Source organism: Virgibacillus salexigens (assembly GCF_014905415.1).
GTDB lineage: Bacteria > Bacillota > Bacilli > Bacillales > Amphibacillaceae > Virgibacillus > Virgibacillus salexigens.
In genome coordinates, this window is record NZ_BNEO01000001.1 from 563,387 (window position 1) to 579,157 (window position 15,771).

Genomic DNA, 15,771 nt, shown 5'->3' on the forward strand with positions numbered 1-15,771 from the left:
CAAGCACTTATTGGAAGCGATTTCAACTTTATTTTTCATCCAATAATCACTGAATACCCATTCATTATTCAATTACTGATAATTCTAATAATTATGGCTTAGATTGTCAAGTTTTCTCTAGCGTCAGCGTACCCATAGAATCATTCTGTAGACGTAAATGACTAGCTACAGCTTCGATATCGGTAGAGAAAATCCGATCTTTGCTAATCGTCGGTACAATATTTCGGTATTCGTGATATTTCGCTTTTAGTTGCGCTGCCATGTTTTCAATCCCTTTACTTTCTACTGCTTGTAACGCACAAATACATTCAATTGATAACACGTGACGCGTATTGTGGATAATCTCTCTTGCGTGTCGAGATGCAATTGTTCCCATACTAACATGATCCTCCTGATTTGCAGAAGAGGGAATTGAGTCAACACTCGCTGGATGAGCTAAGGTTTTATTTTCAGATACAAGTGAGGCCGCGGCATATTGCATGATCATCGCTCCAGATTGAAGTCCTGGCTGCGCACTTAAAAATGGGGATAAATCATTTAATTGTGGATTAACTAATCGTTCCACTCGGCGTTCAGAAATATTAGCAAGTTCAGCAATTGCTATTTTAAGAAAATCCATCGCTAAGGCAATTGGCTGACCATGAAAATTCCCACCCGATATCACTAATTTTCCACCTTTAAATATAAGTGGGTTATCAGTTGCAGCATTTGCTTCAACTTCCAACTTTTCTTTTACGTAATCAAGTGCCTGCCATGTTGCTCCATGCACCTGAGGGATGCAGCGGAGCGAGTAAGCATCTTGTACACGCTTATCCCCTTGCTTAGTTATTAATCGACTCCCCTCTAACCAATCGGTCATTCGTCTAGCTACATTGGTTTGTTGTGGATATCCTCTTGCTTCATGAACCGCAGGATGGAAAGCATCAATAATTGCTTGTAATCCTTCCATTGTTAGTCCTGCAATCCATTCACTATCATATGCGAGCTTCTCTGCCTCTATATAGTTGATGACTCCAACTGCTGTCATTGCCTGGGTACCGTTAATTAAGGCTAAGCCTTCTTTTGCCTGTAATACAATTGGTTTAATTCCCTTTTCTGCCAAAACCGAAGCCGCATCCGTTGGTTTCCCTGTCATATCAAAGACCTTTCCTTCCCCAATCATTACTAAGGCTAAATGTGCTAGAGGAGCTAAGTCTCCAGATGCCCCAAGAGAACCCTGCGAAGGAATAACTGGATGAATACGCTGATTGACCAGTTTTACTAATTGTTCTACAAGAACCGGGCGTACACCGGAATATCCTTTTACTAATGCATTTAACCGAAGTACCATCATGGCACGTGCGATCGTTTCTTCGAATGGTTTGCCAATTCCACAAGCATGGGAGCGAATCAAATGCAATTGTAAATCTTCTACGTCCTTCGTATCAATTCTTACATCGCTGAATTTTCCAAAGCCCGTCGTGATCCCATAGACAATTTCTTTGTTGGCAACAATTCGATCTACGGCTACTCTACTTTCTTGGACCCTTTCCATCGTCTTACTCGAAATCGCTATTTGTTCAAAATGAATACAGATTCGTTTTAATTGTTCCACTGTTAAATTGTTTCCGGTTAATTCAATCATTGATTTTCCTCCGTTTCATAAACCAAGCAGCAAGGTGCAGCTCGAACTCAGTAAGTTATCCGCAACTGTAAATTTCTAGACAATAAAAGAGATGACAATGGCATACAAAAACAGCCATCATCACCTCCTTTTAGCTAATTCCTTTAGGTAATGATTATCTTATCTTCTTTAAATATGATTAACGCCTAGGCCAACCGTTTCATGTTCCAAGCCTTTGATTGGTGCACCGATCGTTCCATAAAAGGCAACCGCAATCCATTCACCTTCTCCAGAGTCCACATAAGGTTCTCCACGAACAACAGCAAAGCGTAAACCAACGGTCCGCATCATTTCGCCAATCGCCCACTGCCCTCTTGTAATTCCTTCCAGACCTTCTAATATTGCATGATAAAGTGCATGGGTTTCTCGGTAAATTCCGTCTTGAATCAAACCGCTACGTTTTACTGCTGTCTCCACTGCAGATATTACCTTTTGCATATCCATTGATCCGACTTTGCCTTCACAGCATTGGGCATCTTGAAGCAGGGATGAATATGACGCTCGTTCTTGCTCCTCTAACATCGCCAGTAATGTTGCAATTTTCCCAATCCGAAGTTTCTGTCTCATCCGTTTGTTCTCCTAAAAAATATTCTATTTCTTTCAGCTCCATTCTAAAATGAGAGCAATTTAACTAATGACTAGTAACTAATAATCAGTATACGTGCTGGCAAATTCATTCGTCAATTCTATTTATGAAGATTCCGTCTTTTTATTATACAGATACTTTAAAATCGAAAACTCAACCTCATCACTAAATCATCTATTCCAATGTGAACTTATAATAATACATATGCAATCGGCGTGACGATAATGATTGTCAAAATGGTACGTTCTATCCATATCACGAGTAACTTCGGAATGGAAATTGGAATTTCCGTAGATAGAATAACTGGTATGGTTGCTGAGAAAAATAAAATCGCTGATACCGATAGGGTACCAATGACAAATTTCGTAACTAGCGGGCCTTCTGCAGCATACAGAGCTGGTAAAAACATTTCCGCTATTTCCATCGCTGCCGCTTTTGCTGCCATCAATGGCTCTGGTACTTGCATGATCCATGTAAATGGATAGAAGATATATCCAAGTATATCAAAGGTAAAAGTGAATTCTGCAAGTACTAACCCCAAAAGTCCAACCGACAAAATCGATGGTAAAATTGACATTGTCATCATAAGTCCGTCTTTCAGATTTAACCATATATTTTTATAAATGGATGGCGCATGTTCAGCAACTTTCATCGCTTGCTGCCATGCAACTTTGAATCGTTCCCTTTCTACTTTTGCTTCTGGATCGCCTTTTTGATCCGCATAAAAACGTTCACTCATTTTGTTTAACGGCCAAATCCGTACAGTAATTGCCGTGATCAGAAACGTGACAACTAAGGTAACCCCAAAATACGTATTCCATTTTTCCATGAGTCCAAGCGTGTTTGCCACAACAACCATAAACGTAACAGATACTGTAGAAAAACCCGTTGCGATAATCGCTGCTTCTTTCTCTGTATATTTTCCTTCTTTAAAAACGCGATTGGTAATTAATAAGCCAAGGGAGTAACTACCAACGAATGATGCAACAGCATCAATCGCCGACCTACCTGGCGTTTTCCATATCGGCCGCATCATTGGCTGCAGCAATACGCCAACAAACTCTAAAAGTCCGTAGCTAACTAATAATGCAAGAAAGATCGCACCAATTGGCACAAGCACCCCTACTGGAGTAACCAAGCTTTCCATTAAAAATGGGCCCATATCAGGACTGAATAACCAATTCGGTCCAATATCCAGATAAAGCATGAATGCTACAATTAGCCCAATGACCTTGAAAAAAGATAAGACCTTGGTTACAGCGCTTTTCTTCCATGAACGGTTCACAAACGGTTGTATCGCACCAAAAGCAATAATGACAAAGATATACACAGAGACTACAGTAGGGAAGCCATTACGTAAAAACGTTACGAGATGGTCCAACGGTATCGACGAACTGCCATTTATTGATATTGGAAGAAAGAACATGAAAATTCCAATGAGGCTATAACCAAAAAACTTCATTACCGCTTGCTTCGGATGATTTGTTCCGGTTACTGGTACCTGCTTCTGCACTTCACTCATGGATATCCTCCCAGCTTAACGTACCTTTTTTAACGCCCTCGTTTGTAAGTTACCATCTTCTACAACTACTTGCCCACACTTGATAACTGTATCTACATGATTCATTCCATATTGATAGGACAAAGTTAAATAATTCGGAACATCGAAAATTGTAATATCTGCTTGTTTCCCAATTTCTAGGCTCCCAATTTGATTAGCTCGGCCAATTGCATGTGCAGCATTAATGGTTGTGGCCGTAATTACTTCTTCTGGTGTCATACCCATTTTTAAACAGCCAAGATTCATAATAAATTGTAAAGACAGTGTTGGTGACGAACCTGGGTTTGCATCTGTGGAAAGTGCAACCGCTAAACCTTGGTCAATCATTTTCCTTGCCTGGGCAAATTCCGCCATTAGAAAAAATGCAGTGCCTGGAAGCAGGACCCCAATCACATCCTGATCCGCCATTTGGCGAATTCCTTCATCAGATGCTTTCAACAAATGATCGGCTGAAACAGCCCCAACTGCTGCAGCTAACTCTGCTCCACCATAGGGTTCAATTTCATCTGCATGGATTTTTGGAATCAAACCAAATTCCTTACCAGCTTCTAAAATTCTTCGTGATTGTTCTGGTGTAAACACACCCCGTTCGCAGAATACATCATTAAATTGGGCTAGTTTCCGTTTTGCAACTTCCGGTATCATTTCAGAAATAACTCGATCAACAAATGCGTCTGGATTCGCTTTTTCCTCAACTGGAACAGCATGTGCCCCCATAAAAGTAGAAACAATATCCATAACATGATTCTCATTTAAGTGCTGAGATACTTCCAATTGCTTGATCTCATGTTCTGTAGTTAAGCCATATCCACTCTTTGCTTCTACCGTAGTTACACCATTTACTAAAAATGTGTCTAGACGCTGTTTTGACTCTTGGTATAGTTGATCAACATCCGCCTGCTGTGTAGCCCGAGTAGTAGCATGAATCCCACCACCCTGATTCATAATGTCCATATACGTCTTTCCTTTTAAACGCATCGCATATTCATTTTCCCGCGTTCCTGCATGAACAAGATGTGTATGAGGGTCAATGAGACCTGGAGATACTACTTTACCTGACGCATTAATCTGTTTTGCCTGATTGATCTCATTTTTATACTTCGTTTGAATGCCTTCCGTTGTACCAACCGCAATAATCTTTCCATCCGTTGCAAGTAATGCGCCATCTTCAATACAGTTCAATTCTCTCATCCCATCTCTTTTGGCAGGATTCTCCGTATGTCCACTTACCGTAACTAATTGGGCTGCGTGTTTAATAAAGATACTCTCTGACATTTATAACGCTCCTTTATTTAACATTGGAATATGAACACCTTTTTCCTTTGCTGCCTCTTCTGCTTTTCTATAGCCCGCGTCCACATGCCGAACGACGCCCATTCCTGGATCTGTTGTCAGTACACGATCTAACCGTGCCTCCGCTTCTTTTGTCCCATCAGCAACAATTACCATTCCAGCATGTAGAGAATAACCCATACCAACACCGCCACCATGATGTACACTGACCCAACTTGCGCCACCAACGCTATTAATTAACGCGTTTAAGATTGGCCAATCTGCCACAGCATCACTACCATCCTTCATAGCTTCCGTTTCCCGATTTGGTGAGGCCACGGAACCTGAATCAAGGTGGTCGCGTCCTATAACCATTGGTGCTTTTAATTCCCCACGTTCAACCATACGATTAATGATCTTGCTAAAGCGCGCTCTTTCTCCATACCCAAGCCAGCAAATACGTGAAGGAAGCCCTTGAAAACTAATTTTTTCTCGTGCCATACGAATCCACTTACAAAGGGATTCATTGTCACTAAATTCCCGTAAGATGACTTCATCTGTTTTATAGATATCTTCCGGATCACCGGATAGCGCTACCCAGCGAAACGGCCCTTTCCCTTCACAAAATTGTGGGCGGATGTATGCAGGAACAAACCCAGGAAAATCAAATGCATTTGCAACTCCCTCATCTTTAGCTACTTGGCGAATATTATTGCCATAGTCAAAGGTGACCGCTCCTTTAGATTGCATTTCCAGCATCGCCTGTACATGAGTAGCAATACTTTGTTTAGATAATTGAACATAATTCGTCGAGTCATTCTTACGTCGTTTGACGGCTTCTGCTAACGTCAGTTCGACGGGAATATATCCATTTAATGGGTCATGAGCAGATGTTTGATCTGTAAGCACATCAGGGATAAACCCCTTGTTAAGCATTTGCGGTAGGAGATCAGCTGCGTTTCCTAATAGACCGATAGATAGTGCCTCTCCCTTATTACGTGCTTCTTCTGCAAGTTTAATAGCTTCATCCAAGCTATCAGTCGAAGTATCCAAGTAATTCGTATCTAAACGACGGCTTATTCGATGAGGGTCCATTTCCATTGCGATACAAACACCTTCATTTAATGTTACCGCTAATGGTTGTGCACCTCCCATTCCTCCTAAACCAGCTGTAACAGTTATCGTTCCTTTCAAGTTCCCGTCAAAATGCTGCCTCGCACATTCTGCGAACGTCTCATACGTCCCTTGTACAATCCCCTGACTGCCAATATAAATCCAACTACCCGCAGTCATTTGTCCATACATCATTAACCCTTTCTGATCCAATTCATGGAAATGTTCCCAATTCGCCCAGACTGGTACTAAATTCGAATTAGCAATCAATACTTTCGGAGCGTTTTTATGGGTGCGGAATACAGCGACTGGTTTTCCTGATTGAATTAGTAATGTCTCATTATCCTCAAGCTGTTTTAATTCCTTGACGATTGCCTCGTAGCATTGCCAATTGCGTGCTGCTTTGCCAATTCCTCCATACACCACTAGCTCTGCTGGATTTTCTGCCACCTCCGGGTTCAGATTATTACTCAACATTCGTAACGCCGCTTCTTGAATCCAACCTTTTGTATGCAATTCTGAGCCACGATATTGCTCTACCTGTATGTTGTTTTCCGTTTTCATATTTCCCCATCTCCTATTCTCTTGATCTTTTCAAAAGATATATGCACCCAATAGTAGAAATAGCCAGTATTTTATATTTAACGTAATATCATGTTAGTTAATTCCTTGCAGAGACTTCCTGTGTATTCCCTGCATTACTTCAGCAACCAGATAAGCAGCTAATCGTACGGTTGAATCACTTGTATCTAATTCTGGATTCACTTCAGAAATATCAAAACTTACGAACTGTTGTTTGTTTGAAATATATTGGAGGATCGCTCGAACAGTTTTTGGTTCCAATCCAAAAGGTGACGGTGCACTAACCCCTGGAGCTGCTGATTCCTGTAGTGAATCAGTGCATAAAGTTAACATAAGGTAATCATATTGTTCACTAAACCAATCGATTTGCTGGAACGTCGATGTAAGATCAGCAACATCTTCTTCCATCACATACTGACAACTATAGTTATCTGCCTCATCGAATAGCGCTTGAGTATTTCCCAACCGTTGGATACCCAAGCACAAATAACCTGCTCGCTTATCTTGTTCAAGAATTTGTTTGAACATCGTCCCAGATGAAGGTGCTGCTTCATTACGCAAATCAAAATGAGCATCAATGTTAATAATTCCAATCGTCGCCTCTCGACTAACCGATTTACGTACTCCTAAATAGTGACCGTATAATGTCTCATGTCCTCCTCCTAATATAATTGGCGTACAACGATGTTTAAACAGTGAATGAATATACGTCCCTAGTTCTTCCTGTGCCTCCTCCATACGCTCATCCATGCACTGTACATTACCCAGATCAATTATTTTGGAAGTATTTATATGGGAGGGCAGTTTTGCCAAGGACTTACGAATTTCGTTTGGTGCTTTTTTAGCGCCCTGTCTACCTTTATTTCGCTTGACTCCTTCATCACACTCAAAACCAATGAAACCAAAAGTCAATTGTTTTTGCTCAATGAGTTCACTGTTATTCTTTATTTCAACAATCTGATGAAATCGGTAGCTTCTAGGGTTATTGTAATCATCCACTCTGCCTGTCCATATTTGTTTATCTACTGGTTGATAGATGAAAATCACCTCGATGTTTCATTTTTTAGAAAATACTTACTTTACGTAAAATTATACGTAAGCTAATATATAATTACCAATACATATTTTCTATAAATTTATAGTTTAAATCTATAAAAATGGAGGGAAACAATGGATTTTCGCCTGTACATTTATTTCATTACGGTTGTAGAACAAGCAACCTTTACAAAAGCCGCTGATGTTCTTCATATTTCTCAGCCATCCTTGAGTGCAGCAATAAAAAGATTGGAACAAGGGGTTGGAATGACACTATTGGAAAGAAGCACTCGGCATATAAAAGTGACTGAAGAAGGAAACATTCTTTATCATGAAGCTAAGAAATTAGTCAATCATTATCAGCATGTTTCCAACGAAATGAACCGGCTAAAACGAGAAGGACCGCTCCAACTACAGATTGGGTTAATTGAGTCCTCTCATTTCTGGGTCCCTAAGATTTTAAAATCATTTAAACGAGACTATCCCCATGCACAAATTAACTTACATGAAATTCTCAGCTTACCTGACGTAGAAAACGCACTCATGAACTTTGATATTCACTTAGCTATCACGAATCAATTTCTCAACAGCGAGATGATTGAAGCAACTCCTCTTTATCAAGAAAGATTAGTGGCAGTTCTTCCTAACGGGCACAGACTGGCCAGCAAAAGGGAATTAAGGTTTGCAGATATGGAAGGTGAAGCATTTATTGTATGTAAGGAAGGATTTCAGACAAGAAAGGACATTTTACATGCATTTGGAAAATCTGGTTTTCAACCAAAAATCCAATTTGAAATTGAAAGGTTTGAAACAGCATGTCGTTTAGTGGATGAGGGACTAGGCATGACCATATTACCTGAAAACTACGTAGACCAAGCAATGAATGGGAATTATACAATCAGGCCTATAGTTGGAGAAGATATCGCGCGTCATGTTTACCTAGCATACGAAAAAAATCGGTATTTACCTCCGATTGTACTACGATATATTGAATTAATAGAAACATATTTTAAAGTCAATCATCGTATTACAACAAAGTAGCGATATCGTTCTCCCATTTAGCTGTGATGATGCCTCGTTTAAATAGAATAAGGGATCATTTGGTGTTCCTTAAAAACTCCTCCACATCTGCCATTGTTGGCATTGCTATAGCGGTTCCTGTTTTCGTTACCGATATTGCCGCAACTGCATTCGCTCGAATAACAGCTTTGTCTAATTTCATGCCTTTAGCAATAAATGTTGCCAAACCGCCATTAAATGCATCTCCCGCACCAGTTGTATCAACCGCTTGAACAGGGAAGCCTTTTACAAGTGCTCCCTCATCAGAACCGTCATACACAAAGCAGCCTTGTTTTCCAAGGGTAATAACAACTGCATGCACGCCACGCTCGATTAATTGTTTGGCTGCTTTCCTTGCTGATGACTCATCCACCACTTCTATCCCCGTGAGTAAACTTGCTTCCGTTTCATTTGGTGTAATATACGCAATGTCTTGCAGTAAATCATCGTCGATTTGTTGGAAAGGTGCTGGATTTAAGATGACCGGCTTATTATGTTTTCTTGCGAGTTGAATCGTTGTTCGAATTGCATCCATCGATGTTTCTAATTGAACGAGTACCATATCCGATGCTTCTAAACGCTGTTCAGCGCCTTGTACATCCGTTGAGGTTATTTTCCCGCATGCTCCCAAAGCAACAACGATCGTATTTTCCCCTTGATCATCAACCGTAATAATAGCAGTTCCAGTCGCTTCTTCTGTATGTCGTGTTACATATGTAGTATCTATGCTTTCTTCCGTAAAATTTTCCATTGCATGGTCACCGAATAGATCGTGACCAACTTTCGTCACCATGGTTACATTAGCACCCTGTCTAGCAGCGGCTACAGCTTGGTTACTCCCTTTTCCACCAGGCCCCATTTGAAATGGTCCACCTAATACGGTCTCTCCCGGTTTTGGCATATGTGGTGTTCTGCTCATCAAATCTACTACATAACTCCCTACAACCATTATATTCGCCATTGAATTTTTCACTCCTTACATTCGACTCTTTGTTCATTATACAAGCAATATTGGATATTTTGTATAGTAGAACCCGTTTACATCCCACCTCATTTACATTATCTTTAAAGGGGAAGGCGACAGCAAGGATTAAAATGAAAAGCAGGTGTTGTTACCCTAGTTAGCTCTAAGGTATGCCCTCGGAATATTTTAGATAATCATCGTTTCATTAAGACTTAACTTCCAAACGCTTTTCCTAGTCAGTTTTGTATTATTCTATATTGCACCCTTGGTCATTTGAAGTACCTTTAAATAAGTCTATAAGCACCCTTACTTCCCCCCTTCTGATTGATATCCATTATTTCTTAGCGCCTTTTCTACCGCTTCTAAATATTGAAATTTTAATTTTTTATCGGGCTCGAGATAAGTTCCTTCTGCCCACTCATTCCAAGCATTTATGAACAAAAGGTCACTTTGATACAAATGGTTTGCACGATGAATTTGCTCGCTTAAATAGTTTTGAAAATATGTTGGATTAGCACCAACACAAAAACTGGCATTTTCGCCAAGACGAGCAGTATTATCCCAATCGATAAAAGCACCTGGTATAACCTTCGTTTCATTATCAACTAGAGATCTATTTAAAATACAGGACCATAGTGTATCGTAGTCCATGGCTAGTTTTCTTCCGTTGTATCCACTTATCCCCTTCCACATACGATGACAACCACCGTGAGCCATCGTATAATGCGGTTCAAATTCCAATGAAGCATCAAAATTAGTTTTATCCGATAGTGGATGAAATCCATTTAAAGTTCTAATAAAATATATCCCTTCAAGGCCGTGTTGCTTAGCCAATTCGTTCCAATATAGTAACATCTCAGAACAATTCGGTATGAGTTCAGGGCGATAAATTAGAAAAATTGGTTTATCCTGGACACGAATATATCTATCATCCATAAAGGCACGTAATAGATAGTTAAAATGCGATTGCCAATCTTTTTCTCTTCCATAGTATTGAGGCATCAAGACCTGATCTTCACTCCCATCCCATCTCCTTGACCAAGGTTCATTTGCCCAAGAAAGACAAAATGGAAAGTCTGGCTTACCAGAGGTTAATACTTCATTAAATGGTTTTTCAAGTAACATCTTTCCATCGAACCAATAATGATAATAGCAAAAACCATAGATACCATACTTCTTAGCTAAATTTGCCTGCCATTCACGCACACTTGGGTCTAGGAGGTTATAATAATAATCTTGATAAGGTTCACGGGGTTGATAATGATTGGTAAATAAGGGTGATGATTTTTTTGTATTCGTCCATTCTGTAAACCCTTCCCCCCACCACTTATTATTCTCAGGGATTTCATGAAATTGCGGTAAATAAAAGGCGATTAGTTTGATTTTGCATTGATTATTGTGATTAGCACCTTCCCCCGTTCTTTGAATTCGATCCATTCCTTTTCCATGCATTAGAGCTCTGCTCATAGGAAAGGATACTTCCTCATACGCAAAACCTTTCCATTCTAGAGATAGACCATTCTCCTTCCCAGTTATTTCATCGTCTTTACAATGCTGAATCAATCCAATATTTAGAGCATGATCCCATAACCTTACATTTTTAACCTTTCCTACAAAAAATCCATACCGTTTAAGTCCTCCAATTGTTCCTGAAGCAAATACTTCTTCCTTAGCACTGGAAACTCCTTCTTTAACAAACTCTCCATTTATAAAGAGATTAGGTATTTTATTCTTAATGACAATGGAAATATGGGACCATTCTTTTAGCTCTGTACCGCACACCAAAGTAGCAGGAAAATAGTCATCAGCATGCTCCACTACAACAACTCCGTTCGTACCAACAGATACCCCTACACCTGATTGGAATTTATTTTCAGTATGTCCTGGAAAAATTACAAATCGTTGATCAATTAGCCCCTGTGTACCTTTATTATTTTCATTAACTAACCGGATCTTTTCTTCCGGTTTCACCCAAAATTCATACGTGAAATGATTGCTGATGTTTTTAATTAACGGTTTAATTTCAATGTTACTATTTCCATCAAAGTACAGACGTTCTTCATTGACCATGAAATCTCTCCTTTTAAAACCCATTATCGCCCCAAAATGAGACTCTCCAAGTTTATACCATCACTAATTAATAAAAGGAAACCATATCATCATCTTCCCTTAAGCAAACAATACCTGATAGGGACTGACAATCTACCACAAACTTACGACGAATTGGAACCATTGGAGTCGTTCCTCCCATATCTTGATAACTAAAAATAACACAACAACTATTGTCCAATGATTTTTCCAATTTAAATACAGTTGGCATACCCGATCCATCAAGGGATATTGGTTCAGAAGTTCCCTTCTCCTTAATTAAGAATCGTTCACATCTTTCCACATCACAAAAATCTGTATTTTGTTGCCAAAACATATTACTTAATAATTTACAAATGCAATTATTACATTGTATTAAATGGTCACATCCACTACACCCATCCTTTCTTCTTTTTACACGACGCCGTTTCTCCCAGAATGCCTCTCTACTATATCTTCTAGCAGATTTATACACGCCCACGACTATCCCTCCTTTTATACCCCCATTTTGAAACAACTTACTACATCATATTAAAACTCCCAGATATTGATTAGATGTTCGACTACTTATTGGCTCATTATCCTGAATCTGATCTTAGAATATCTTTCTTTTCAAATACATAGGTATGTTAATGGAGTTGACAGCAACCGTTTACCGAGAAAGAGTGGTTGAATATGAAGGGTGTTATTTTAGCAGGTGGGTTAGGCACAAGATTGTCACCAATAACTAAAGTAATAAATAAGCACCTATTACCGGTGGGTTGTTTTCCAATGATTTACCATTCAATTTGGAAGCTAAAGGAAATAGGAGTTACGGACATTTTACTTGTGATAAATAAAAAAGACACACAAGATTTCAAAACAATAATAGGTAATGGGGAAGCATTAGGTGTCAATATACATTATGGATTACAGCTCGATGCAAAGGGAATTTCAGACGCTGTTTATGTATCAAAAGATTTTATTCAAGACGATAAATTCATCGTCTTACTCGGTGATAACCTATTTGAGGACTCACTAGTTTCCTATGTGGAGAATTTTAAAACACAGCCAGTTGGAGCCAAAATCATAGTGAAACAAGTGGGTAATCCGGAACAATTTGGAGTTGCTTCATTTAATAAGATGGATAATCGAATTACTTCGATTCTGGAGAAGCCCAAACATCCACCTTCAAATTATTGTGTTACTGGTATTTATATGTACGACAGTAATGTATTTAAGCTTATTGAAACACTAAACCCTTCAAATCGAGGAGAATTAGAAATAACAGACATCAATAACCTCTATATTCAAGATAGACTAATGACATATGACGTGTTATCGGGGTGGTGGATTGATGCTGGTACATTCCAAGATTACGCACGTGCTAATGAACTTATTTTAAAAAAGAAGCTGGATAACTAAATGAATTGTGATACAAGGATTGACGTATGACGCTTGACTATAATTACCAGTTATAATCAACCTCTAAAAAAGAAATCTCTAGAAGGGAGATTTATGATGAAAAAAATGATTATTTCAGGTGGGGAAGGGCAGCTTGGAGTAGCATTTGCAAAAAGATTACAGCCTTCATATCATAACATCAGTTATTCAAAAAAAGAGATGGATATAACAAATCCCGAGGAAGTTGACAAAATCATCAAGCAGAATAAGCCTGATTATCTTATTCATTGTGCTGCTTACACCGATGTGGATCAATGTGAAAATATGAAAATGAAAGCTTTCCAAGTCAATACACTTGGTTCATTAAATATTGCTAAATCTTGTAAGAGTCATAAGGTGAAATTAGTTTATATTAGCAGTGATTATGTATTTGATGGTGAAAGCAATGTGGCATATAGCGAAACGAGCAAGCCAAATCCCAAAAACACCTATGGCCTAAGTAAATGGTTAGGGGAAGAAGTCGTTTTAAAAACCAACCCTGAAAGCTATATTGTAAGAACATCTTGGCTATACGGGCACGGGGGAAAAAATTTTGTACGAACGATATGGTATTTGGCGAAGCAAGGTCAGGAGGTGTCAGTTGTCTCGGATCAAATTGGATCTCCAACGTATGCAGAAGATCTTGTTGAAAAATGTTTAGAAATATTCGAATCTCCTTATGGTATCTATCACATTAGCAATCAAGGAAAATGTAGTTGGTATGATTTGGCTCGAGTAATTTACCAAGAGTCAGGCACAGGTATTCATCTGGTAAAACCAGTATTAACAAAGGATTACCAAAAGACTTCCGTGCCAAGGCCTTTTTTTTCTGCTCTAAAAATGGAAAGATTGAAGCAATTAAACATTTCCTTACCATGTACATGGAAAAAGGGGTTAACAAAATTTATGGGGAAGGAGAAACTTTAAATGATGGAAGGCGTAGTTGTTAAAGAATTAATAAGACATTGTGATGATCGCGGTTATCTGACTGAGTTAGTAAGAGATGATGATAATTTGCTAGAACACTTTGGGCAGGCAACCTTTTCCATGAGTTACCCTGGAGTCATCAAAGCATTTCATTATCATGAAAAACAAGATGACTTATGGTTTTTTCCATCTGGAAATGCTCAAGTGGTTCTTCATGATCTTCGAAAAAATTCAAGTACAAGTGGGAAAACCGAAACATATTATATGGGTGAAAACAATCCTATTCTATTATTAATCCCTAAAGGAGTCGCACATGGATACCGTGTGCTTGGTTGTAATCCAGCAACTTTAATTTATTTTACAACCACTTCGTATAATCCGAAAAATCCTGATGAAAAACGGTTATCTTGGGACGACAAACAAATCGATTTTGATTGGCAGACGCATTATCGCTAGTCAACAACAATGGTGGGGTTAATCACTCCTTACGATACCTATCATTTCTTCCACTCTACTCGCAAATGTATGCAAACGTAATACCTTATCTTTTGCACTTTCAGCAATTTCCTGTCGTAATTCATTTTTATTTAAATATTGGCTTATTTTGTATATGCAGTCTTCATCTGTTTGAAATGAAACAATCTCCTTTCCCTCTTGAAAATAAGTTGGGAGTTCATCAATATATTCCATAAGTGCGAATGAACCGCAGCTTGCAATATCAAACATACGATTATTAACACTTTGATTAAGAATTCCAGCCGTATTCTGATTGGAGGGTTCATTATGAGGCCGTAACGTATTAAGTATAATCTTAGAATTTGAATAGAAATCTGCAACTTTGTTGGGGGGAATCCAACGACTTATTACCTTACATCTGCTTCTAGCTGATTTTGGAATCCATTGTGCACGCCAATTATTTCCAATTAATTGCATAGTGTATGAAGTTTTTTCTAAAATTAATAACACCAATCGAATTCTTTCTAGATAAGGGTACCCGACCATACATATATCATATTGCCTTTCTATACTTCTTTGCGAGAATACAGAAGGGTTTGTACCAAGCATCAGATGATGGACATTTTTGTGCCCTAGCCTTTTATAATATGCTACTGCATTTGAATCAATTGAAAATATATAATCGAAGTACGGCAGAATTTTAATGGAACGATCCGTATAATAAGGATCTTCTGTAAGCCAAAGAACCGACTTAAAATTGCCGGATTGTATGGTTTCTAATATATAAATAGGAAGATGATCCCCCAAAATAGTTAGAATCATATCGGGTTTAAACTGTTGACAAACATGTTGAAAATTCCCTCCGTTTCGTAACGAGAAATACATTGTAGTCAATCCGCTACATTTGTTTATTTCATCGTAGATCCATTGATCAAAATAGGTATAAATACCAGAATATCCGGATGGAATATATAAAACATTCATTTCAAAGATATCTCCTCTATTTATAGATATTTATTGCTTTCAATTATATTAGGAGTTCT

14 protein-coding genes and 1 pseudogene are annotated in these 15,771 nt (G+C 38.7%); 4 read left to right on the plus strand and 11 right to left on the minus strand.

What is annotated here, in order from left to right; translation table 11 throughout:
- Positions 1-106: 106 nt before the first annotated feature.
- From hutH to hutG, 6 genes are all read right to left on the minus strand, one after another.
- Positions 107-1,624, minus strand: a complete 1,518-nt coding sequence (gene hutH / locus JKP73_RS02640; RefSeq protein ID WP_200410858.1) for a histidine ammonia-lyase — start codon at positions 1,622-1,624, stop codon at positions 107-109.
- A gap of 168 nt (positions 1,625-1,792) precedes the next feature.
- Positions 1,793-2,230, minus strand: a complete 438-nt coding sequence (gene hutP, locus JKP73_RS02645; RefSeq protein WP_200410859.1) for a histidine utilization transcription antiterminator HutP — start codon at positions 2,228-2,230, stop codon at positions 1,793-1,795.
- A gap of 209 nt (positions 2,231-2,439) precedes the next feature.
- Positions 2,440-3,771 carry a YjiH family protein gene (locus tag JKP73_RS02650; RefSeq protein WP_021289398.1) on the minus strand — a complete coding sequence of 444 codons (1,332 nt, stop codon included), beginning with the start codon at positions 3,769-3,771 and terminating at the stop codon, positions 2,440-2,442.
- A 15-nt stretch (positions 3,772-3,786) separates the two neighbouring features.
- Positions 3,787-5,085: an imidazolonepropionase gene (hutI, locus tag JKP73_RS02655; RefSeq protein WP_200410860.1), complete on the minus strand. Its 1,299-nt coding sequence runs from the start codon at positions 5,083-5,085 to the stop codon at positions 3,787-3,789.
- A complete protein-coding gene (gene hutU / locus JKP73_RS02660; protein ID WP_200410861.1) occupies positions 5,086-6,759 on the minus strand; it encodes a urocanate hydratase in 1,674 nt (557 codons plus the stop codon).
- 93 nt (positions 6,760-6,852) lie between these two features.
- Positions 6,853-7,824: a formimidoylglutamase gene (gene hutG / locus JKP73_RS02665; RefSeq protein ID WP_234447041.1), complete on the minus strand. Its 972-nt coding sequence runs from the start codon at positions 7,822-7,824 to the stop codon at positions 6,853-6,855.
- Positions 7,825-7,947: 123 nt separating this feature from the next.
- Here hutG and JKP73_RS02670 point away from each other — a divergent pair, with 123 nt between their 5' ends.
- Positions 7,948-8,853 carry a LysR family transcriptional regulator gene (locus tag JKP73_RS02670; protein WP_021289402.1) on the plus strand — a complete coding sequence of 302 codons (906 nt, stop codon included), beginning with the start codon at positions 7,948-7,950 and terminating at the stop codon, positions 8,851-8,853.
- A 55-nt stretch (positions 8,854-8,908) separates the two neighbouring features.
- On the opposite strand, the gene rbsK is transcribed toward JKP73_RS02670, so the two are convergent.
- The 4 genes and pseudogenes from rbsK to JKP73_RS02685 form a co-directional block, all read right to left on the minus strand.
- Positions 8,909-9,832 carry a ribokinase gene (gene rbsK / locus JKP73_RS02675; protein ID WP_200410862.1) on the minus strand — a complete coding sequence of 308 codons (924 nt, stop codon included), beginning with the start codon at positions 9,830-9,832 and terminating at the stop codon, positions 8,909-8,911.
- 309 nt (positions 9,833-10,141) lie between these two features.
- Positions 10,142-11,218 (minus strand): glycosyltransferase WbsX family protein, encoded by a 1,077-nt coding sequence (locus tag JKP73_RS23010; protein WP_031335065.1) that lies wholly within the window; start codon positions 11,216-11,218, stop codon positions 10,142-10,144.
- A 198-nt stretch (positions 11,219-11,416) separates the two neighbouring features.
- Positions 11,417-11,929: pseudogene (locus JKP73_RS23015) on the minus strand (LamG-like jellyroll fold domain-containing protein); the annotation flags it as partial.
- A 43-nt stretch (positions 11,930-11,972) separates the two neighbouring features.
- Positions 11,973-12,404, minus strand: a complete 432-nt coding sequence (locus JKP73_RS02685; protein WP_038242702.1) for a hypothetical protein — start codon at positions 12,402-12,404, stop codon at positions 11,973-11,975.
- A 194-nt stretch (positions 12,405-12,598) separates the two neighbouring features.
- Between JKP73_RS02685 and JKP73_RS02690 the strand changes: the two genes are divergently transcribed.
- From JKP73_RS02690 to JKP73_RS02700, 3 genes are all read left to right on the plus strand, one after another.
- Positions 12,599-13,327 (plus strand): sugar phosphate nucleotidyltransferase, encoded by a 729-nt coding sequence (locus JKP73_RS02690; RefSeq protein ID WP_021289406.1) that lies wholly within the window; start codon positions 12,599-12,601, stop codon positions 13,325-13,327.
- A gap of 93 nt (positions 13,328-13,420) precedes the next feature.
- Positions 13,421-14,272 carry a dTDP-4-dehydrorhamnose reductase gene (rfbD, locus tag JKP73_RS02695; RefSeq protein ID WP_200410863.1) on the plus strand — a complete coding sequence of 284 codons (852 nt, stop codon included), beginning with the start codon at positions 13,421-13,423 and terminating at the stop codon, positions 14,270-14,272.
- On the plus strand, positions 14,273-14,728 hold the full coding sequence (locus tag JKP73_RS02700; RefSeq protein ID WP_021289408.1) for a dTDP-4-dehydrorhamnose 3,5-epimerase family protein: 456 nt from the start codon (positions 14,273-14,275) through the stop codon (positions 14,726-14,728).
- Between the two features lie 18 nt (positions 14,729-14,746).
- On the opposite strand, the gene JKP73_RS02705 is transcribed toward JKP73_RS02700, so the two are convergent.
- Positions 14,747-15,712 carry a CgeB family protein gene (locus JKP73_RS02705; RefSeq protein ID WP_200410864.1) on the minus strand — a complete coding sequence of 322 codons (966 nt, stop codon included), beginning with the start codon at positions 15,710-15,712 and terminating at the stop codon, positions 14,747-14,749.
- Positions 15,713-15,771: the final 59 nt, after the last annotated feature.